Below are 20,018 nucleotides of genomic sequence, written 5' to 3'. Positions count from 1 at the left end.
TCGAAAATTCCCGCCGGTTCATCCGCGGTCGGCAAATCGATCGACGGTGCCTTTCTACCGCTTGTATGCGACGGGAGTACGACAGCCCCAAGCCGGTGCAACTGTCCGGTTACGCGCGGTCGATCCGGCACTGATAGCAATTGTTGCGCGCCGAGCGGATGTGGACGTAAGCGATGTCGTCGCGTTCGAATAACGTCTCTGCCCGTGCGGCAATGGCATCGGCCGGAATGACGCCGCCGCTGCCGTAAACGATGCGGTCGTCCTTGCCATAACCGCGCACAATGTAATCGCTGCTTTCGAGCATTTCGGGAAGCATTTTCCCCTCGGCGGCGCGTTCGCATTCTTTCGCATGCAGAAAGATCGGCCCCGTTTCGGCATAAGGCTGCAGCTCCGGAAAAGGTCGATAGGCCAAAACAAGATAGGCCTCTCCCAAAGCAATATTCTTCAAGCAATGACGGCAAGGCACGCCGTCGCCATCCGAAATTTGCCGCTCTGGCTTCAAGCCATAAGCATCCGGCCCGCCGCGCTGAAGTGCCCGGACAGCATTGGTTGGTAAGGCTTTGAATTTTAGCGTCATGACAAAATCTCCGGCGTCGTCGACCGGAAATTATGCTCGCAAGACAGCGTTTCCCACCCGATTCCTGCCGAAATGGATCAATCCATCAGCGCGTCGAGACCACGAACCAGACCTTTGATCTGCTGTACCCGTCTGATGGCGAGCAGCGTGCCCGCCACGTAAGGCGCTGCGGACGAGCCGGCGTCGTGGCGTATGGTCAGCCGCTCGTCTGGCAAACCGAACAGCGCCTCGCAGGACAGGATGTAGGACGGCAGGCGAAGCGCGTGCACTTGCACCCCCTCGCCTGCGCCGACCGCACCACCGCGTGTGGCCGGCACGCCGGAGACCTCGGAGACCGGCTTTGCCGTTGAGGCCTTGCGGATGTCGGCCAGCGCTTCAGCAAGCTCTCGTGCGGTTCCGGAGGGCGCGTCGGGCTTCTTTGCACTAGCATAATCGATGACCTCGACATCCGGCACGTATTTTGCCGCCATAAGTGCAAACCGCTTCATCAGCGTGGCGGTGATGGAAAAGTTGCCAGCGGCAACAACGCCGACGCCATTGGCGCGCGCCGCGGCGTCGATCTCGGCATAGTCGGCAGCTCCCAGTCCCGACGTGCCGATCACCGTGTGCCGTCCGTTGTCGATGGCGAGCAGCACATGGTCTTTCACGACATGCGGCTTGGTAAAGTCGACCAGCACGTCCGACGGCGCCTCCAGCGCCTCGGCCAGCGAGGCCGAAACGGCAATACCATTAGCCGGCATACCAACCAGCAGACCGGAATCCTGCCCCGCTCCGCTGCGTGATACAGCCCCGGCCAGCGCCATGTCGCCTTGCGCCCCGATCGCTGGAACCAGCGCTTTGCCGACCCAGCCGGTCGCGCCGGCCATTACCACGCGTATTGCCATCGTGCGATCCTCCATCACCCATCGGTTTTTAGACGATAGCGATATGGAAAGAGCCAAGCTCATTCAAGTCGGGCTCGCCTTTGAGTGTTGATCCAGAGACTCTGGGACATTGCAAGACAAGCTGAAGCTCGGATGAACGGGCCTGAAAATCAGGGCCGCATGACGCTGGCCGCGCGCTCGGCAAAAGACATCGGATGTACGACCTCCTTTTTTTGCGCCACTGGCGTAAAGCCGAGTTTTTGATAGAGCGGCAGTGCTGCTGGGTGATCGAGGGTGCAGGTCTGCACCGTCACCCGCTTTGGCCCGTGCGACCATGCCGCGGCGATTGCCGCACCGAGGAACCAGCGGCCGATGCCTTGCCCGGTCGCGTGCTCCATCATTCCGAAATAAGCGAGTTCCACTTCCTCCGGCAAATGCGGCTTGAGGTCGAAGAAGCCGGCCGGCGCACCATCCAGATAAAGCACCCTGATGTCGCGGTCCTCGCGGTGGATGCCCGCCGCAAGCTCCTCGTCGCTCAGCCTCAGCACATTGACCCAGTGCCATTTGCGGCCCACCCGATCCATCAAATAGCGGTAGAAATGCAGCGGAATGTCTTTGGTCTTGAGCAGCGCGATCTGGCGGTTGTACGGCAGCGGCGGCGAATAGGCAGGTGGCACATGCATTTCGAGAAACGTCACGGTGACGTCGATGTCTTCCAGCGATCCGTCTTCCATCCCCGTCAGTCCTTGCCCGTCACGACGGGCGTGTCGGAAAGCCCGCCCCATTCGGTCCATGAACCGTCATAAAGCCTGTTGTCGGCATGGCCAAGCGTCTCCAAAGCCAGCGTGACAGCTGCCGCGGTGACGCCCGACCCGCAGGAGGTGACGACCGGCTTCGACAGGTCGAGGCCGGCTCCTTCGATCACTTTGCGCAGCCTGTCCTTCGGCAACAATTCGCCGTTTTCCGAAAGCGCCGAAAATGGCACGTTGTGCGCGCCCGGCATATGGCCGGAGCGTATGCCGGGGCGCGGCTCCGGCTCGGTGCCGGCAAAACGGCCAGGCGAGCGCGCGTCGGCGATCTGGCTCTCCCCCGTCTCGACGATCCGGCGCATGTCGGCAAGGCTGGCGACGCGGGCGGCATCGAAGTTGGCATAAAACACGCAAGGCGCGATCTTCGTCGGCTCCGCCGTCACCGGCCGTCCGGCGGCTTTCCAACGATCGAACCCGCCGTCGAGTATATAGACCTGGAACACGCCCATGACGCGAAACAACCACCAGGCGCGCGGTGCAGAAAAGAACCCTGGCCCGTCATAGACAACAATCGTGTCATCGGCCGAAATACCCATCGCGCCGACATATTGCGCGAAATGCTGCGGCGACGGCAGCGTGTGCGGCAGAGCCGCGTCGGGGTCCGAAACCGCATCCTGGTCGAGGAAGCGGGCGCCTGGAATATGCGCTGCGTCGTACTCGGCGCGCGCGTCACGCTTTTGCGCCGGCAGATACCAGGACGCGTCGACAATCGTCAGGCCGGGTTCGCCGAGCCGCTTCTGTAACCAATCGGCATCGATGGTGAAAGGACTGTCGTCGGCCATCTTTTCTCTCCTGTCCCGCCCGTCGCAGTCCTATATCAGGCTGGCGGCATAGGACCAAAGCGAATGCGGAAGCGCCGGTTCTCGCGGCCCTTCTTCTCGATCTTGCCGATATGGATCTCGCCGATTTCGCTGGTGCTCTTTACATGGGTGCCGCCGCAAGGCTGGCTGTCGATCGAAGCGTTCTCGCCGATGCAGACCAATCGGATCCTTCCCGTGCCGGCCGGAGGCCGCACATTCTTGGATTTCACCAGGCCCGGATTGGATGCCAGTTCCTCGTCGGAAATGAGCCGGGTGAAGATCGGGTGGTCGGCTCGCACCAGCTCCATCAGTCTGGCCGTCACGCCTTCCTTGGTAAAGCCGGCATCCGGGATGTCGAAATCGATACGGCTGTCGTCCTCGGAAACCGCGGCGCCGGTGATCGGGAACGGACAGACGACGGTAAGCAGGTGGCAGGCAGAATGCATGCGCATCAGCAACTGCCGCCGCGGCCAGTCGATGGCGAGCCTCATGCGCTCGCCCACCTTTGGAACTGCCTGCTCCGGCGCCGGTACATGGATGATCTCGTCCTTGGTTTCGCCGGTGACCGTAGCGGCAATCGCTATGCCGGTGCCGTCGGCGCGTTCGAGGCTGCCGGTGTCGCCCGGCTGCCCGCCCGATGTGGCGTAAAACACCGTCCGGTCCAGAATGATGCCGCCGCGATCATTGACTGCGACGACGGTGGCGTCGGCCGTCCCCAGATAGGCGTCGTCACGAAACAGCGCTTCGGTCTTGTGCGCCATCACGCAACCCTTTCGAACGGTACTGAAATCGTGCTCTGTTGCTCCATCCACCCCGGCACCGGCAGCTTCTTTTCGCGCAGGAATTCAGGATTGAACAGCTTCGACTGGTAGCGCGTGCCGTAGTCGCAAAGCATGGTCACGATAGTGTGGCCGGGGCCTAGCTCGCGCGCCAGGCGAATGGCGCCGGCAATGTTGATGCCCGTCGAACCGCCAACGCAAAGCCCCTCCTCCTGGATCAGGTCGAATACGATCGGCAGCGCGTCCTCGTCGGGGATCTGGAAGGCAAAATCGGGTGTAAAGCCTTGGAGGTTGGCGGTGATCCGCCCCTGCCCGATGCCTTCGGTGATCGAACTGCCCTCGGATTTCAGCTCGCCGCTGGTGTAGAAGGAATAGAGCGCTGCCCCCAGCGGATCGGCCAGCGCGATCTTGACCTGGTTGTTTTTGGCCTTCAGCCCGAAACCGACGCCTGCCAGAGTGCCGCCGGAACCGACCGCCGACACGAAACCATCCACCTTGCCGTCGGTCTGGTTCCAGATTTCTTCGGCCGTGGTGCGGATATGGCCGTCACGGTTGGCGACATTGTCGAACTGGTTGGCCCAGATCGCGCCGTTCGGCTCGCTCTTGGCCATCTGCTCGGCCAGCCGGCCCGACAGCTTCACGTAGTTGTTCGGGTTCTTGTAAGGCACGGCCGGCACTTCGATCAACTCGGCGCCGAGCAGTTTGATGGTATCCTTCTTCTCCTGGCTCTGGGTGTCGGGAATGACGATCACCGTGCGGTAGCCGAGCGCCTTGGCAACCAGTGTCAATCCGATGCCGGTATTGCCGGCCGTCCCCTCGACGATGACTCCGCCGGGCCGCAGCAGCCTGCGCTGCTCCGCGTCGCGGATGATAAACAGGCCGGCGCGGTCCTTTACCGACTGCCCGGGATTCATGAATTCGGCCTTGCCCAGGATCTCGCAGCCGGTTGCTTCCGAGGCCTTGTTGAGGCGGATCAGGGGCGTGTTGCCGATCACGTCGATCACAGAACGGGGCATGGAGATTCCTTTGTGGGTGCGGCGAAACCCTAGAAACCCGAAGCTTCGGTTTCAAGGCAAGAATTTGCCTGGTCCAGTCGCATTTCGCACACTGCAATTCCTGCAGCCAGGAGCGCCCGATCGGTATTCATTTCAACCATGTACCGAAAAGCACTCTTTTCATTCGATTTCTTCACCGGTAGAGCACAGGCTAAGAAGAGCCGGCGGGGCGCAACATGACACTCTATCGGGCCAATCCGAAGCATGGCGTCGCCTGGATTACGGGCGGCAGCAGCGGTATCGGCCGTTCACTGGCCAAGGATCTTGCCACTCGGGGCTATGTCGTCGCGGTGACTGCGCCAGATGACCATCCGATCGATACGCTCATCGTCGAAACGGCGCAGATGGCGGGCCGCGTCGCAGCCTTTCCCTGCGACGTGACCGACGAAAAACGCATGGCAAAGACGGTTGCGGCGATCGAGAAAGATCTCGGTCCGATCGTGTTGGCAGTGTTCAACGCGGGAAGCTATATCGCAACGCCGGGCGAGGATCTTGTCGCGCGCAATTTTCGTCGGTCTTTCGAAGTCAATTATTTCGGCATCATCAACGGCCTGCTGCCGGTCATCGAACGCATGCGCGTGCGCTCGCGCGGCCACGTCGTGCTGATCGGTTCGGTCACCGCCTATTTCGGCTGGCCCACCACCGCCGCCTATGGCGGCACCAAGGCGGCGGTCAATATCCTGGCCGAGTCGCTGAAATACGATTTCGACAAGATGAACGTCCGTATCCAGGTGATTAATCCAGGCTTTGTCGACACGCGGCTGACCGAAAAGAACTTCCTGCCGATGCCGGGCTTGATGCCGGTCAATCTGGCCTCGCGCCGCATCGCGCAAGGCATCGAATACGGCGGCTTCGAAGTCACTTTCCCACGCCGCCTGAGTTGGACGCTGAAACTGCTCAGGATGCTGCCGAGGCCGTTCTGCCGATGGGTGATCAGCACGGTCACCCGCTGGAACGCGCGGCCGCTGAATTTCGACCGCAAGCCGCCAGTCGAGTAGGATCGGTGATGGGCGAGCGATCGTGCTTGCGGGTCGCTGGGGCGCCGCACATGAATTGGTGCCGGTCGACGATACCGGCGACCCGGACAACCACGTCATTGCCGGCGACGCGCTGTCGCCATCGACCACGGCTTTCCTCGCGCAGCGGATCGTCGTGTGGGTCGAGGCGGTGGTAAGTGAACCAAAGCCCCAAGCAAGAGGGCGACCGAAGCATCGCTCCGGTCGCCCTCTTCAATCGTATTCGACCAAGCCAGGCTTGGCTGACCGCAACACGGTCAGATTATGCGGCCCGCGCTGCTGGCCGCTTGCCGCCGAAGCGGCGTTTGTTATTGCCCTTGAAGGGCTTGGCGCCTTCCGGCTTGCGCTCGCCCGCAAAGGCCGGCTTGTCGCCGAACCGCTTCTTGCCGAAGCCGTTGTTTGCGCCGCTGGGCCGCCTGCCGTCGCGACGGCCATTGTGGTCGTTGCGATCATTGGCCGGTTCGAAGCTGCGCTCATTCTTCTCGGCGGGATTGCGCTGCGGATCGGGGCTGCCGAGATGGTCGGCAATGATCGGCAGCTTGGTGCGGATGATGCGCTCGACCTGACGCAGCTTGCTGTTTTCAGACGGGTCGCAGAGTGTGATGGCGATGCCGTCCATGCCGTTGCGGCCGGTGCGGCCGATCCGGTGGACATAGCTCTCCGCCTCGTCCGGCAGGTCGAAATTCACCACATGGCTGATGCCGGGCACGTCGATGCCGCGTGCCGCAATGTCGGTCGCCACGAGAATGCGCACCGAACCCTCACGGAAATCGTTGAGTGCCTTCTGACGGGCATTCTGCGACTTGTTGCCGTGGATGACGGCGGCCTTGAAGCCGTCGCGCTCGAGATCCTTGGTCACCCTGTCGGCGCCATGCTTGGTGCGCGAGAAGATGATGACGGACTTCATCGCCTCGTCGGCGAGCATCTGGGCCAGCACCTGGCGCTTCTGCTTGGTGCGGGCAAAGACGACACCCTGCACGATCTCGGCTGCCGCGGTGCTGTGAGGAGCGACTTCGACGCGGATCGGGTTCTTCAGCAGGCCTTTCGCCAGTTCGGCGATCTCGGCCGGCATGGTCGCCGAGAACAGCACCGTCTGACGGTCCGGCGCCGTCGCCTTGGCGATGCGCTTCACGTCGTTGATGAAGCCCATGTCGAGCATGCGGTCGCCTTCATCGAGCACCAGCCATTTGGTGTCGGCAAGCATCAGGTCGCCTTCACGCACAAGGTCGGTCAGCCGACCGGGCGTTGCGATCAGGATGTCGACGCCGGGCGCGACCTTCTTCACCTGGCTGAAGCGCGAGACGCCGCCCAGCACGAGCGCGGTCGATACATGCGCGCCCTTGGCGAGCAGCTTGATCATCTCCTCGATCTGCACCGCAAGTTCACGTGTCGGCGCCAGGATCAGCGCTCGGGCCGTCTTCGGCCGGCGCTTGGTACCAAGTGCGATGATCTTCGACAGGATCGGCAGCGCGAACGCCGCCGTCTTGCCCGAGCCGGTCTGGGCGATGCCGAAAATGTCGCGGCCTTCGAGCTGCGGCGGGATCGCCTGGGCCTGGATCGGCTTCGGATCGGTAAAACCGGCGGCATTGGTGGCCTTGAGCAGTGCGCCGGTGATTCCAAGTGCGGCGAAACCGTTCGGTTCCGCAGTGTCCTTACCGGTCAAAGTGTTTTCATTGGTCAAAATATTCTTCTTTCATGCGGCTCCTGGCCGCAAACATCGATGGCGGCAGGGCGCAACCTGCCGTCGAAAATTGTCATGAAACGACAAGGCGGGCGGACGTCATCGTCCGCACGGCTGCGCTGTCGTGCCCGCAGGCTTCATGCCACGGGGCTTTTTCGCCACCTTGCCGATATGTCGGGAAGAGGGAAAACAGACGCAACCAGTCTCATTCATCGAGAAGGCCGGACTATCCCGGCCCAAGCGCCTATGCCGCCGCATATGGCCCAGTTCGCATCGAAATGCAAGGGGCCTGATGTTGCAGCGCAGCAAAAGCCATGAGGAAGCGGCGCTTGCGCTCTCTCGCGGGCATGATTACCACAATGCAGCTTTCCGTTTCGGGGACCGGTCATGAAGGACGTGCTGAAGGAACTCGAGCGCCGCCGCGAGATCGCCCGCATGGGCGGCGGCCAGGCCCGCATCGACGCCCAGCACAAGAAGGGCAAGCTGACCGCCCGCGAACGCATAGACGTCTTTCTCGACGAGGGCTCGTTCGAGGAGTTCGACATGTATGTCGAGCACCGCTCGACCGATTTCGGCATGGAGAAAACCAAGATCGCCGGCGACGGCGTCGTTACCGGCTGGGGCACCGTCAACGGTCGCCCGGTCTATCTTTTCGCCAAGGATTTCACCGTGTTCGGCGGCTCGCTGTCCGAGGCCCATGCCGAAAAGGTGGTCAAGGTCCAGGAGATGGCGCTGCGCAATCGCGCGCCGATCATCGGCCTTTACGACGCCGGCGGCGCCCGCATCCAGGAAGGCGTGGCGGCGCTCGGCGGCTATGCCGAGATCTTCCAGCGCAATGTACTGGCCTCCGGCGTCATCCCGCAGATTTCACTGATCATGGGCCCCTGCGCCGGCGGCGATGTCTATTCGCCGGCGATGACCGACTTCATCTTCATGGTTCGCGAAACCTCCTACATGTTCGTCACCGGGCCGGATGTGGTGAAGACCGTAACCAACGAGACGGTCACCGCCGAAAGCCTCGGCGGCGCTTCTATCCACACGACGAAGTCCTCGATCGCCGACGGAGCCTACGACAATGACGTCGAGGCGCTGCTGCAGATGCGCCGGCTGGTCGATCTGCTGCCCGCTTCCAACACGGCGGAAATTCCCGAGATCGAATGCTACCAGTCGGTCACCGATCACGATCTGTCGCTCGACAGGCTGATCCCCGACAATGCCAACAAACCCTACGACATCAAAGAGTTGATCCTTAAAGTTGCCGACGAGGGTGACTTCTTCGAGATCCAGCAGAATTTTGCGAAAAACATCGTCACCGGCTTCGGCCGTATCGAGGGCCGCACCGTCGGCTTCGTCGCCAACCAGCCGATGGTGCTGGCCGGCGTGCTCGATTCGGATGCCAGCCGCAAGGCGGCTCGTTTCGTGCGCTTCTGCGACTGCTTCTCGATCCCGATCGTCACCTTCGTCGACGTGCGGGGCTTCCTCCCCGCCACCGCGCAGGAATATGGCGGGTTGATCAAGCACGGCGCCAAGCTTCTGTTCGCCTATGCCGAAGCGACCGTGCCAAAGATCACCGTCATCACCAGAAAGGCCTATGGCGGTGCCTATGACGTCATGGCGTCAAAGCATTTGCGCGGTGACATGAACTATGCGTGGCCAACGGCGCAGATTGCGGTGATGGGCGCCAGGGGCGCAGTCGAGATCATCTATCGCAAGGATATCGGCGACGCGGAGAAAATTGCAGCGCACACAAAAGCTTACGAGGATCGCTTCCTGTCCCCCTTCGTTGCCGCCGAGCGTGGCTATGTCGACGAGGTGATCATGCCGCATTCAACCCGCCGCCGCATCGCCCGCGCGCTCAGGATGCTGCGCAACAAGGATATGCAAAACCCCTGGAAGAAGCACGACAACATTCCGCTGTGAGGGGTTGATGTCGCGCCTGGTCTTCTACATGGGAGCGCGCTTCGGCAGGTTTGCCGTCCTGCTTTTCGCTCTGCCGCTGTTCTGCCCAACAGTCTTATGGTTCTGGTTTCTCGACCGGCATCCGCTCGCCGTCATCGCGGCTGGCGTTGTTGCGATCCCAGCTGCGATGCTGGGCATGGTTCTGTTGATCGGGACATTGTTCGCCGGTTTTCGACCCAGCAAGGTGGACGGGATCACTCGGGAATCAGCCCCGAAATTATGGGCCATCTGGGAGAGTATTGCCGGCAAACACCGCGCCAGCCGGACTACCATCGTGCTGAGCCCCGATCTCAACGCTAGCATCGGTGAAGAGCGGCCGTTTGTGGGCCTGCTTGGTCGCAGGGCAATTCTCACCGTGGGCCTGCCGCTGCTCGCAGTGACCGACCAAAAGGGGTTTGCGGCGATCTTGGCCCATGAGGACGCCCATCTGAAAAATAAAGATACAAATGGCGGGCTCAACCTGGCCGAACTCGAAAAGAGCTTCGATCTAATCTTTGACTTCGCCCCACCGGGAAAAACAGTTTCGGGCAGCCTGTTCTACTGGATGCTTGGCCCGCTGTCGCGCACGCTGGAGCGCGAAGAAATACGGTTGTCGCGGCGGGCGGAAATTGACGCGGATCGTCATGCAGCGATGTCCGGCGATGCATATGAAGCGGCCCGCGCCCTGCTGCTGGTCGGTGCCGCCAGTGCGTTCTTCGATGACCAAGTGTATATTCCGCTTAAACGTGAACTGCTTGGCACCATGGTACCGCCTCGTCCACCACTCGAAAGAATTCTGGCGGCCGCCAGTCACCTGTCGAGCCTTCCCATCCTGCAAGAATATGCGCAAAAGGCCTGGGACGCGCCAGATAACGAAAGCGCGGATCATCCGCCCTGGTCCGAACGTTTGACTGCTCTTGGATTTAGCTCGGCTCCAGAGATAGAACCAATTCTGGTTTCCGCCTTGTCGAGCCTGCTGAGCGATGAGATCGTCGCCGAACATGTCCGGCATTTCGACGGCGAATGGACATCGAAGATCGCCGACTATCTCGATCGATAGCTATCCACCTGAAACTATAGCGGCTAATGCCCAGTCGGCGCAGGCTATTCCGCTTCCGCCGCTCCGAACCCGCCCCCCCTCGTCGCGCGGACAGCGCCCGACCATGGCGTGGCGTGATTGTCGATGCGCATCTGGAAGATAAAATAAGTCGGCGAGCAGAAGCCGATGCCCTTCACTTTGCCGATACCGGGTGTATCCGGCGGCAGCGACTGACACATGTAATCCTCTCGGCAGAAATGGTCGGCCGAGCAGGCAGGACGATTGCCGCGATTGACGGCGCCGCCCAGGCACTGGTCGAAATTATTGGTCGCCACGCAGGTGTCGAATTTCTTGCCGCCAACCAGCCCGCAAATCTCGTTCGGCATCGGCTTGCCCGTCTTGAAGGCGGCAAAGCTGCGATCCCGGTCATCGCAGCCGCGATAGGCGATACCCGCCGGCACACCGATCTTCGGCGGTCGGCAGGTGTAGGCGACGCGCGAAATGCCTGGCGCGAACGCGGCGAACTGACCGGTGATGGTATACCGGTCATTGAAAGGCCGTGCCGGGTTGCTGGCGATGGATCCCGTTAAACAAGGGTGGCCGGAAAACATGTCTTCGCTGTCCTTGGGCAACAGGCATTGCGCCAGCTTGGTGCGCACGCCGGACGCGGTGGTCAACGGCGTGCAGACGGTGCCGCCACCGCATTGCCATGTCGCGCCGAAGCGGGCCGCATCTTCCGGCATGAAGCACGGCATCGCCATTTCGGCCGGCGAATAGGCAATTTCGCCGGCATCGTTCCATGTCGCCGGCGGCGCGAAGGACAGCGGGCGGAAGCGGTTCGGTTCCTTGCCGTCGGCAGTCGCGTGCAGCCAGGCGACGCGGCGCGGGATGTCGGCGTGGAGATGCGGCGAGATGCCGACCTCGATGCGGTTGAGCGGCGAGGTTGTCTTGTCGTCAAGTCCGATAAAATGGAAGCCGGCGGTCGAGCCCGCCTGATGGCAGCCCTGGCAGGCGCCGTTGTCCAGCCGCTCGGCCAGTGCCTCCGGCGTGCGCACCAGCTTCAGCGCGGAGAAATCGACACCAGCGAAATCCGCGGGCTGGAACAGTGGCGTGAACGGGTGGTTGGCCTGCCTTGCACTGCCGAAGGTCGACCACGAAATGACCTTCCTTGCCAAGAATTCATCGGGGATTTGGTAGACGCCGAGATCGACCGCCGCGACATTGGGGCGGACATAGTTGGCAAGTCTTGCTTTCAGCGCAGCGTCTTCGGCGAGACGTGCCGTGTCGGGCGTGTTTTCCAGCGGCTTTTCGCTGACAGCCGCTCCGTCGATGCCGAAGATACGCATGAGATAGGCAGCCTGCCCGCCGAATTCGGTCTCCTGGCCGGAGGGGAAGCGCACCACTTGCGCATTGAGCTCGAGCTGCTTGAAGGTGAGCGCCGTCCTTTCCAGCGGCCCACCGGTCAGCCAGCCGGCATCGACGCTCTCGTCGAGTTGTGGTGCCCAGCGTCCCGCGACGCCGACACAACCGCCGTCGACATCGGGCGCCACGCTGTAGACGGCGTTGAAGTTGAATGGCAGACGCGAGGCCAGAACCTTGCCGTTTTTGCGGAAACTGTAAGCTAGGCGATAGATGAGGCGCACCTCGCCGCAACTTCCGTCACCTTTCAGCGCGGTGAAATCGCGCCGGTCGAGCCTGTTGACGATACCGACTAGCCGGAAGCGCGCCGCCTCGGTCTTCAGCCAGCGCATGTCCATGATGCGGCCGACATTGCCGTCGGTCACCTCGTAGAGCGTGCGCCCGCCGGCCTTCATCTCGGCCCGCAATGCCGCGACGTCGCTTGCAATCGTTTCGACGATCGCGTGATAGGCCGGCGCCTTGTCGTAAAGCGTCTTCAAATCGCCCTTGCCATCGACGCCGAAAATGCCGGCGAGGCCAAAGCCCTTGGCGTCAAGCTGGGCGAGAACGGCCGGGTCGTCGACGATGGTCAGCGGAGTTCCGGCGTTCGCGGCCTGCGCCATGGATATGGCACTAATGATCGCAACGAGCAGCGCAATCAGGCGGTTCATTCGGCAGCCTTCCCGCGGCTTTCAACGAGCTCGCGCAGGACCGGCACCAGCGCCAGCGGCAGGTCCTCGGCGATCAGCCCCGGTCCGAAACGGCTGCCGGCCTCGGCATGGATCCAGACTGCCGCACAGGCCGCTTCAAAGGCCGGCATGCCCTGCGCCAGCAGCGCGGCGATGATACCCGACAGCACGTCGCCCGAACCGGCGGTGGCCAGCCAAGGCGCGCCATTGTCGTTGATCGCTGCCCGGCCATCGGGGGCCGCAATCACAGTGTCGGCACCCTTGTAGACGAGAGTGGCGTTGGCCCGTTCGGCTGCGGCGCGTGCCTTGGCCAGTTTGGACAGGTCCTTGTCCTCGGCGATATCTGAAAAAAGCCTGACGAATTCGCCGTCATGCGGCGTCATCACCAGAGCCGGCGCGCTCGGCCGGCTGGCGGCTTCGAACAGGGCATCCGTCGCGTCGCGAAACGAGGTGACGCCGTCGGCGTCGAGCACCAGTCCGTCGATCCCACCGTCTTGCCCACGAGCGCCATTCAGCACGGCCAGGGCGAATTCGCGCGTCTTCTCACCAATGCCAAATCCTGGGCCGAGCACGAAGGCCGATGGCCGGCGGCTGCCGACGAATTCGTCCACATCCGCGACAGTGTCTAGCTTGCGCAGCATGATCGAGGTCAGATGCGCCGCGTTCACATGGATGGCGTTCGCCGGCGACAGCAAGGTGACGGCCCCTGCCCCGCTCCTGGCCGCGGCAAGCGCCGACAGCCGCGCAGCACCCGTCGCCGACGGCCCGCCGGAAAAGACGCCGACATGGCCGCGTTTATACTTATGGGCGTCGACGGCCGGAACCGGAAAGCGGCCAAGCCAGAGCGCCGGAATGTTCTCGAATGTTCGTGGTTCAAGCTGCGCAACAACACTGTCGCTTATGCCGATATCAGCGAGCACGATTTCGCCGCACAGCTCGCGCCCCGGTAACAAAAGATGGCCTGGCTTTTTTCGCGCAAAGGTCACGGTGATTCGGGCGTGGAAAGCCTGACCGAGGACATTGCCGCTCTCACCGGAGACGCCCGACGGCAGGTCGACCGCGACGACCGGCGAATTCAACTCCGCCACATTATCGATCGCCTTGGCGGGGTCGCCGGATAGCGGCTTGGACAGCCCCGCCCCGTAAAGCGCATCGACCACGATCGAGCCCGTCTCGGCAACGAAATCCGACAGCGGCCGAGCTTCAACCGGGCACTCCGAGGCAGCGACTGCCGCATCGCTGCCGCCTTTAGGCGATCCGGACGCCCATACCGAGACGTCGACGGCGCTCTCCCGAAGGATGCGCGCCACGACATAGCCGTCGCCGCCATTGTTGCCGGGGCCGCAAAGCACATGGACGCGCGTTGCGTTCGGGTAGCGCTTGAGTACTACGGCAGCAACCGCAGCACCGGCATTGCGCATCAGGCCGATGCCGTCGAATGGACCAGCGGCAATCGCCAGCCGGTCGGCCTCAGCCATTTCGGACGGAGACAGAAGTTCATTGCTCATGCGGGCGACATGCACATCATTTCCCCAAGCATTGTCCAGTTTTTGATCCGACGCAAACCACGAAGGTCCCCAAGCAATTTGGCGGCGTACATCGTTCGGGACGACGGCGCGCAGCTGCCCATGAAATACCCGATCTGCCCAATTTTTGTGCGGACGGCAGGACCGGCGGCGTGTAGGCTCGCGGCATTCATGGCGCATCCAACGCTGCGAATGACGCGAATGTACATTCCCGCGTGGCATGGTATCCAAATCATGTGAGGCCGTTCGGCGCCCCATCAATTGGCACAGTTCGTGCTTGATTGAGGCGCAAGCGGGGCTCACAACCCGTCTTTTTTGGCAGTGGAGGCCACTTTTTACATGAAAAAGATCGAAGCGATCATCAAGCCGTTCAAGCTAGACGAAGTGAAGGAAGCGCTTCAGGAGGCCGGCCTGCAAGGTATCACCGTTACCGAGGCCAAAGGGTTTGGCCGCCAGAAGGGCCATACCGAGCTTTATCGCGGCGCCGAATATGTCGTCGACTTCCTGCCGAAGGTGAAAATCGAAGTCGTGCTCGGCGACGATGCGGTCGAAGCAGCGATCGAAGCCATCCGCAAGGCGGCCCAGACTGGCCGTATCGGCGACGGCAAGATCTTCGTCTCCAACATCGAGGAAGTGGTGCGCATCCGCACCGGCGAAACCGGCATGGACGCCGTCTGAATTTTCCCGTTAAAAGGCCGTGTTCAAAACGTCATCACATAGGGAAGCAGGGACATGACGACAGCCAAAGACATCATGAAGCAGATCAAGGACAACGACGTGAAGTTCGTTGATCTGCGCTTCACCGATCCGAAGGGCAAACTGCAGCACGTTACGATGGATGTCGTCGAGGTCGAGGAAGACATGTTTGCCGATGGCGTCATGTTCGACGGTTCCTCGATCGCCGGCTGGAAGGCGATCAACGAGTCCGACATGGTGCTGATGCCGGATTCCGATACGGTGCATATGGACCCGTTCTTCGCGCAGTCGACCATGGTCATCCTGTGCGACATCCTCGATCCGATCTCGGGCGAATCCTACAACCGCGACCCGCGCGGCACCGCTAAAAAAGCCGAGGCCTACATGAAGGCCGAAGGCATCGGCGACCAGATCTTCGTCGGTCCTGAAGCCGAGTTCTTCGTGTTCGACGACGTCAAGTACAAGGCCGATCCCTACAACACCGGCTTCAGGCTGGATTCGACCGAACTGCCGTCCAATGACGACACCGACTACGAGACCGGCAACCTCGGTCATCGGCCGCGCATCAAGGGCGGCTATTTCCCGGTGCCGCCGGTCGATTCAGCGCAGGACATGCGCTCGGAAATGCTCACCGTGCTCGCCGAGATGGGCGTGCGCGTCGAAAAGCACCACCACGAAGTGGCCGCCGCACAGCACGAGCTCGGCATCAAGTTCGACACGCTGGTCCGCAACGCCGACAAGATGCTGATCTACAAATATGTCGTGCACCAGGTTGCCAACGCCTATGGCAAGACGGCCACCTTCATGCCGAAGCCGGTGTTCGGCGACAATGGCTCGGGCATGCATGTCCACCAGTCGATCTGGAAGGAAGGCAAGCCGACCTTCGCCGGCAACGAATATGCCGGCCTGTCCGAGAGCTGCCTGTTCTACATCGGTGGTATCATCAAGCATGCCAAGGCGATCAACGCCTTTACCAACCCGCTGACCAACTCCTACAAGCGCCTGGTGCCGGGTTATGAAGCGCCGGTGCTGCTCGCCTATTCGGCACGCAACCGCTCGGCCTCGTGCCGCATTCCGTTCGGCTCGTCGCCGAAGGCCAAGCGCGTCGAGGTCCGCTTCCCCGATCCGGGCGCGAACCCCTATCTTGCCTTCGCCGCCATGCTGATGGCCGGCCTTGACGGCATCAAGAACAAGATCCACCCGGGACAGCCGATGGACAAGGATCTCTACGACCTGCCGCCGAAGGAATTGAAGAAAATCCCGACCGTCTGCGGCTCGCTGCGCGAGGCTTTGCAGAGCCTCGACAAGGACCGCGGCTTCCTGAAGGCCGGCGGCGTATTCGATGACGACCAGATCGACAGCTATATCGAGCTCAAGATGGCCGAGGTAATGCGCTTCGAAATGACCCCGCATCCGGTCGAATACGATATGTATTATTCGGTGTGATCCGGATCGTTGCAGCCAATAGAAAAAACCCCGGCAGAGACGCCGGGGTTTTTTATTGTGATGCGATTGGAGAGAAAGTCACAGCGCAGACCTGAGGTCCACGCCATGACGAATGCTCAAGCCGCTGCCGAAACCTCGGCGCTGGTCGGGACGGAGGCGATCGTCTTCAATATCTGCGAGGCGATCTGGTAGGGGTCGCCCTGCGAGTTCGGCCGGCGATCTTCGAGATAGCCCTTGTAGCCGTTGTTGATGAAGGAGTGCGGCACGCGGATCGAGGCGCCGCGGTCGGCGATGCCGTAGCTGAACCTGTTCCACGGCGCGGTCTCGTGCTTGCCGGTCAAACGCTTGTCGTTGTCCGGCCCGTAGACGGCGATGTGATCCATCAGGTTCTTGTCGAAAGCCGCCATCAGCGCTTCGAAATACGCCTTGCCGCCGACTTCGCGCATATAGGCTGTCGAGAAGTTGGCATGCATGCCCGAGCCGTTCCAGTCGGTGTCGCCGAGGGGCTTGCAGTGATATTCGATGTCGATGCCGTATTTCTCGGTCAGGCGCTGCATCAAATAGCGTGCCATCCACATCTGGTCGGCGGCCTTCTTGGAGCCCTTGCCGAAGATCTGGAATTCCCACTGGCCTTTGGCCACTTCGGCGTTGATGCCTTCATGGTTGATGCCGGCGGCAAGGCAAAGGTCGAGATGCTCCTCGACGATCTGCCTGGCGACGGAGCCGACATTGCTGTAGCCGACGCCGGTGTAGTACGGGCCTTGCGGCGCCGGATAGCCACTCTCGGGGAAGCCGAGCGGACGGCCGTCCTTGTAGAAGAAATATTCCTGCTCGAAGCCGAACCAGGCGCCCTCGTCGTCGAGAATGGTGGCGCGCTTGTTGGACGCATGCGGCGTCACGCCGTCCGGCATCATGACCTCGCACATGACGAGAGCACCATTGGTGCGGGCGGGATCGGGATACACGGCGACCGGCTTCAAAACGCAGTCGGAGCTGTGGCCCTCGGCCTGCATGGTCGAAGAACCGTCGAAGCCCCACAGCGGAAGCTGGTCGAGCGTCGGAAACTCGGCATAGTCCTTGACCTGCGTCTTTCCGCGAAGATTGGGAACCGGGGTGTATCCATCGAGCCAAATGTACTCGAGCTTGTATTTCGTCATTCTAGCCTCTCGTTGCTTGATCACCGAACCCTGGATGGCGCCGGGGCGAGCCGGCCTATCCAGCAGCCGACCTGCCGGATTACTAAAATGCAATTCGTGTGCCATTCTCGCCGGCGATGGATGCGGCAAAAGTGAGGTTGTATCCGCCCAAAAACGCTGGTCCGCGGTCATGCTGCGTTCGGATCATCCACAAGCACATTTTGCACAAATAATATGCAAGTACTGATCTTTTCGTAATCATATTGCCTATTTCGATTGCTGAACCTATGTTGGGGAAAGGTTGAATCGGCAAGGTTCTGTCGAAGAAAGGAAACCGACAATGGAAATCACTTCCACTCGTCAGTCGGCCAAAATCCTGATGTTCCCGGTGGCAGCGCGCGCTTCTGCCTCAAATTTAAGCGGAAAGGCTAAGTTCGCGGCAGAACTTGCTTCGTTGCGCAACCGCACGGATTTCGGAAGTGCCTGGTATCATGAGGCAGCGATCGAGGAAGCGTACCAGGATCGGAAGAGCTAAGCCCTGCGCTCGATAAATTGAAAAAGCCCGGCGCGATCGCTCGCGCCGGGCTTTGCTTTGAACCGGACAGGCCGGCTACTGTTTGGTGTGCAGGTCCGTTCCGAGCGTATCCCTGACAAAGATCATGCCGATGATCAGCGACATCGCCGCGATCACCACCGGGTACCAGAGTCCGTAGTAGATATCGCCCTTGTAGGCGCTGAGCGCGAACACCGTCGCCGGCAGCAGCCCGCCGAACCAGCCATTGCCGATATGGTAGGGCAGCGACATGCCGGTGTAGCGGATGCGGGTCGGGAACATCTCGACCAGGATCGCGGCGATCGGCCCGTAGACCATCGTGACGAAGATCACGAGGATGAGCAGGATACCGATCGTCATCGGCCAGTTGACCGCCGCCGGGTCGGCGAACATGGCGAAGGGACCGCCGCCCGGTACGGTGTAGACGGTGACCTCGGGAGCTCCCGCAGCCTCATCGGCAGTCAGCAGCTTGTCCTTGACCGCCTGGTCGGTCGGAACCATCGCCTTCTCGCCGGCGCGGATCGCGGCCGCATCGAGCTTCAGTTCGGGATTGGCCGCGATGAAGGCTTCGAGCTTCTGATCCGGCACCTTCGCCGCTGCCCGTTTCAGCGGATAGCCGCCGTCCTGAAGCGCCGTGTTTACCGCCTTGGCGAAAACAGCGTCCTTGGCCTTGGCTTGATCGCCGGCTGCGGTGGCGTCATACGACTCAACCGTCTCGTTGCCGATTTTGACCGACGCAGCAGTGCCGGGCGCTGCCGTGGCCACTACGTCATAAGGCACCGAGTTCTTGGTCAGAAACGAGGTGGCGATATCGCAGGACGTGGTGAACTTCGCCGTGCCCACCGGGTTGAACTGGAACTTGCAGTCTCCCGGTGCCGCGGTCACCGTCGCACGGGTGTTCTGCTGCGCTGTGGCGAGCGCCGGGTTGGCTGCCCAGGTCAGCGCCTTGAACAACGGGAAGGTGCAGACGATCGCCAGTGCAAGGCCGGCCATGATAATCGGCTTGCGGCCGATCTTGTCGGAGAGCCAGCCGAACACGACGAAGAAGATCGAGCCAACAGCCAGAGCAATCGCGATCATGATGTTGACCGATTGCGGATCGACCTTGAGCACGTTCTGCAAGAAGAACAGCGCGTAGAACTGGCCATTGTACCAAACTACGGCCTGACCGGCCGTGAGGCCGAGCAGCGCCAGCAGCGCGATCTTGGCGTTCTTCCACTGACCGAAGGCTTCTGACAGCGGCGCCTTGGAGCCTTTGCCTTCGTCCTTCATGCGCTGGAAGGTCGGCGATTCAGAAAGCGACAGCCGGATCCAGATCGAAATGCCGAGGAGGAGGAAGGAAACGATGAACGGAATGCGCCAGCCCCAGGCGGCGTAGGTTTCCTTGGTCATCGACCCCTGGACGATCAGGATGACGATCAGCGACAGGAACAGGCCGAGCGTTGCCGTCGTCTGTATCCACGACGTGTAGTAGCCGCGGCGATCGTCGGGTGCATGCTCGGCAACATAGGTGGCGGCACCGCCATACTCGCCACCGAGCGCCAGGCCTTGCAACATGCGCAAGATGATCAGGATCCCGGGAGCGGCGATGCCCAAAGTCGCATAGCCAGGCAGCAAGCCGACCAGGAAGGTCGACAGGCCCATGATCGTCATGGTGACAAGGAAAGTGTATTTACGGCCGACAAGGTCGCCGATGCGGCCGAACAGCAGTGCGCCGAACGGGCGCACGAGGAAGCCAGCGGCAAACGCCAGCAGCGCGAAAATATTGCGCGTCGCTTCCGGAATGGTTGGACTGAAAAAAGTCGAACCAATGAACACTGCCAGCGAGCCGTAGAGATAAAAATCGTACCATTCGAAAACGGTGCCGAGCGAGGAAGCGAAGATGACCTTCTTCTCCTCGCGCGTCATGCCGCGGCTTGTTTTGCCGGCGGTCGATGCCATTGCCATGAGCGTATCCTCCCGTGTGATTCCGTCAGTCCTCGATGCTGCGCGTCATCGTCCGCGTTTCCTCGGAACG

At 61.5% G+C, this 20,018-nt stretch carries 17 protein-coding genes and 1 pseudogene; 7 read left to right on the top strand and 11 right to left on the bottom strand.

All coding sequences use genetic code 11. The features are described 5' to 3' along the window. Positions 1-109 precede the first annotated feature (109 nt). The 6 genes from NKI41_RS09735 to NKI41_RS09710 form a co-directional block, all read right to left on the bottom strand. Complete coding sequence (locus NKI41_RS09735) at positions 110-577, bottom strand: DUF1203 domain-containing protein (RefSeq protein ID WP_352682698.1); 468 nt, start codon at positions 575-577, stop codon at positions 110-112. A 77-nt stretch (positions 578-654) separates the two neighbouring features. After that, positions 655-1,461 (bottom strand): 4-hydroxy-tetrahydrodipicolinate reductase, encoded by an 807-nt coding sequence (gene dapB, locus NKI41_RS09730; protein WP_352448952.1) that lies wholly within the window; start codon positions 1,459-1,461, stop codon positions 655-657. Between the two features lie 149 nt (positions 1,462-1,610). Further along, positions 1,611-2,174 carry a GNAT family N-acetyltransferase gene (locus NKI41_RS09725; protein ID WP_352448953.1) on the bottom strand — a complete coding sequence of 188 codons (564 nt, stop codon included), beginning with the start codon at positions 2,172-2,174 and terminating at the stop codon, positions 1,611-1,613. Positions 2,175-2,179: 5 nt separating this feature from the next. Beyond that, complete coding sequence (sseA, locus tag NKI41_RS09720) at positions 2,180-3,031, bottom strand: 3-mercaptopyruvate sulfurtransferase (protein ID WP_352682697.1); 852 nt, start codon at positions 3,029-3,031, stop codon at positions 2,180-2,182. A gap of 35 nt (positions 3,032-3,066) precedes the next feature. Beyond that, on the bottom strand, positions 3,067-3,810 hold the full coding sequence (locus NKI41_RS09715; protein WP_352682695.1) for an alanyl-tRNA editing protein: 744 nt from the start codon (positions 3,808-3,810) through the stop codon (positions 3,067-3,069). Continuing rightward, positions 3,810-4,844: a cysteine synthase A gene (locus NKI41_RS09710; protein ID WP_352457507.1), complete on the bottom strand. Its 1,035-nt coding sequence runs from the start codon at positions 4,842-4,844 to the stop codon at positions 3,810-3,812. The genes NKI41_RS09715 and NKI41_RS09710 overlap by 1 nt, the downstream gene beginning before the upstream one ends. A 215-nt stretch (positions 4,845-5,059) precedes the next feature. On the opposite strand from NKI41_RS09710, the gene NKI41_RS09705 reads away from it, so the two are divergent. Then, the gene (locus tag NKI41_RS09705; RefSeq protein ID WP_352682693.1) at positions 5,060-5,881 is read left to right on the top strand and encodes an SDR family oxidoreductase; all 822 of its coding nucleotides are present in this window, start codon (positions 5,060-5,062) and stop codon (positions 5,879-5,881) included. A 25-nt stretch (positions 5,882-5,906) separates the two neighbouring features. Then, positions 5,907-6,053, top strand: a pseudogene (locus NKI41_RS09700) (alpha/beta hydrolase); the annotation flags it as partial. Between the two features lie 108 nt (positions 6,054-6,161). Here NKI41_RS09700 and NKI41_RS09695 read toward each other — a convergent pair. Further along, positions 6,162-7,580: a DEAD/DEAH box helicase gene (locus NKI41_RS09695; protein ID WP_352471825.1), complete on the bottom strand. Its 1,419-nt coding sequence runs from the start codon at positions 7,578-7,580 to the stop codon at positions 6,162-6,164. Positions 7,581-7,967: 387 nt separating this feature from the next. On the opposite strand from NKI41_RS09695, the gene NKI41_RS09690 reads away from it, so the two are divergent. Together NKI41_RS09690 and NKI41_RS09685 are read left to right on the top strand one after the other, a co-directional pair. Then, on the top strand, positions 7,968-9,500 hold the full coding sequence (locus tag NKI41_RS09690; RefSeq protein WP_352682691.1) for an acyl-CoA carboxylase subunit beta: 1,533 nt from the start codon (positions 7,968-7,970) through the stop codon (positions 9,498-9,500). A 7-nt stretch (positions 9,501-9,507) separates the two neighbouring features. Beyond that, positions 9,508-10,578 carry a M48 family metallopeptidase gene (locus NKI41_RS09685; RefSeq protein WP_352682689.1) on the top strand — a complete coding sequence of 357 codons (1,071 nt, stop codon included), beginning with the start codon at positions 9,508-9,510 and terminating at the stop codon, positions 10,576-10,578. Positions 10,579-10,622: 44 nt separating this feature from the next. On the opposite strand, the gene NKI41_RS09680 is transcribed toward NKI41_RS09685, so the two are convergent. Continuing rightward, a complete protein-coding gene (locus NKI41_RS09680; protein ID WP_352682687.1) occupies positions 10,623-12,626 on the bottom strand; it encodes a hypothetical protein in 2,004 nt (667 codons plus the stop codon). Further along, positions 12,623-14,152: an NAD(P)H-hydrate dehydratase gene (locus NKI41_RS09675; RefSeq protein WP_352682685.1), complete on the bottom strand. Its 1,530-nt coding sequence runs from the start codon at positions 14,150-14,152 to the stop codon at positions 12,623-12,625. The genes NKI41_RS09680 and NKI41_RS09675 overlap by 4 nt, the downstream gene beginning before the upstream one ends. A gap of 357 nt (positions 14,153-14,509) precedes the next feature. Between NKI41_RS09675 and NKI41_RS09670 the strand changes: the two genes are divergently transcribed. Then, positions 14,510-14,848, top strand: a complete 339-nt coding sequence (locus NKI41_RS09670) for a P-II family nitrogen regulator (protein ID WP_019857988.1) — start codon at positions 14,510-14,512, stop codon at positions 14,846-14,848. A gap of 54 nt (positions 14,849-14,902) precedes the next feature. After that, positions 14,903-16,312 (top strand): type I glutamate--ammonia ligase, encoded by a 1,410-nt coding sequence (glnA, locus tag NKI41_RS09665; RefSeq protein ID WP_023675115.1) that lies wholly within the window; start codon positions 14,903-14,905, stop codon positions 16,310-16,312. A gap of 116 nt (positions 16,313-16,428) precedes the next feature. Here the strand turns inward: glnA and NKI41_RS09660 are convergent, their stop codons facing one another. Beyond that, positions 16,429-17,469, bottom strand: coding sequence for a glutamine synthetase beta-grasp domain-containing protein (locus tag NKI41_RS09660; RefSeq protein WP_023717535.1), 1,041 nt, complete (start codon positions 17,467-17,469; stop codon positions 16,429-16,431). 319 nt (positions 17,470-17,788) lie between these two features. On the opposite strand from NKI41_RS09660, the gene NKI41_RS09655 reads away from it, so the two are divergent. Continuing rightward, the gene (locus tag NKI41_RS09655; RefSeq protein ID WP_352682683.1) at positions 17,789-17,983 is read left to right on the top strand and encodes a DUF2735 domain-containing protein; all 195 of its coding nucleotides are present in this window, start codon (positions 17,789-17,791) and stop codon (positions 17,981-17,983) included. Positions 17,984-18,058: 75 nt separating this feature from the next. On the opposite strand, the gene NKI41_RS09650 is transcribed toward NKI41_RS09655, so the two are convergent. Beyond that, positions 18,059-19,948, bottom strand: coding sequence for an MFS transporter (locus NKI41_RS09650; RefSeq protein WP_352682681.1), 1,890 nt, complete (start codon positions 19,946-19,948; stop codon positions 18,059-18,061). Positions 19,949-20,018 lie beyond the last annotated feature (70 nt).

It is taken from the genome of Mesorhizobium sp. M0601 (genome assembly GCF_040320845.1).
GTDB lineage: Bacteria > Pseudomonadota > Alphaproteobacteria > Rhizobiales > Rhizobiaceae > Mesorhizobium.
This window is presented reverse-complemented; position numbering and strand designations above follow the sequence as displayed.

What these genes read in the sequence shown, in the direction of transcription:
- sseA (WP_352682697.1), bottom strand. Translation starts at nt 3,031, where the DNA reads ATGGCCGACGACAGTCCTTTCACCATCGATGCCGATTGGTTACAGAAG.
- NKI41_RS09675 (WP_352682685.1), bottom strand. Translation starts at nt 14,152, where the DNA reads ATGAGCAATGAACTTCTGTCTCCGTCCGAAATGGCTGAGGCCGACCGG.
- NKI41_RS09725 (WP_352448953.1), bottom strand. Translation starts at nt 2,174, where the DNA reads ATGGAAGACGGATCGCTGGAAGACATCGACGTCACCGTGACGTTTCTC.
- NKI41_RS09680 (WP_352682687.1), bottom strand. Translation starts at nt 12,626, where the DNA reads ATGAACCGCCTGATTGCGCTGCTCGTTGCGATCATTAGTGCCATATCC.
- NKI41_RS09685 (WP_352682689.1), top strand. Translation starts at nt 9,508, where the DNA reads ATGTCGCGCCTGGTCTTCTACATGGGAGCGCGCTTCGGCAGGTTTGCC.
- NKI41_RS09710 (WP_352457507.1), bottom strand. Translation starts at nt 4,844, where the DNA reads ATGCCCCGTTCTGTGATCGACGTGATCGGCAACACGCCCCTGATCCGC.
- NKI41_RS09655 (WP_352682683.1), top strand. Translation starts at nt 17,789, where the DNA reads ATGGAAATCACTTCCACTCGTCAGTCGGCCAAAATCCTGATGTTCCCG.
- NKI41_RS09660 (WP_023717535.1), bottom strand. Translation starts at nt 17,469, where the DNA reads ATGACGAAATACAAGCTCGAGTACATTTGGCTCGATGGATACACCCCG.
- NKI41_RS09735 (WP_352682698.1), bottom strand. Translation starts at nt 577, where the DNA reads ATGACGCTAAAATTCAAAGCCTTACCAACCAATGCTGTCCGGGCACTT.
- glnA (WP_023675115.1), top strand. Translation starts at nt 14,903, where the DNA reads ATGACGACAGCCAAAGACATCATGAAGCAGATCAAGGACAACGACGTG.
- NKI41_RS09670 (WP_019857988.1), top strand. Translation starts at nt 14,510, where the DNA reads ATGAAAAAGATCGAAGCGATCATCAAGCCGTTCAAGCTAGACGAAGTG.
- NKI41_RS09690 (WP_352682691.1), top strand. Translation starts at nt 7,968, where the DNA reads ATGAAGGACGTGCTGAAGGAACTCGAGCGCCGCCGCGAGATCGCCCGC.
- NKI41_RS09705 (WP_352682693.1), top strand. Translation starts at nt 5,060, where the DNA reads ATGACACTCTATCGGGCCAATCCGAAGCATGGCGTCGCCTGGATTACG.
- NKI41_RS09715 (WP_352682695.1), bottom strand. Translation starts at nt 3,810, where the DNA reads ATGGCGCACAAGACCGAAGCGCTGTTTCGTGACGACGCCTATCTGGGG.
- dapB (WP_352448952.1), bottom strand. Translation starts at nt 1,461, where the DNA reads ATGGCAATACGCGTGGTAATGGCCGGCGCGACCGGCTGGGTCGGCAAA.
- NKI41_RS09650 (WP_352682681.1), bottom strand. Translation starts at nt 19,948, where the DNA reads ATGGCAATGGCATCGACCGCCGGCAAAACAAGCCGCGGCATGACGCGC.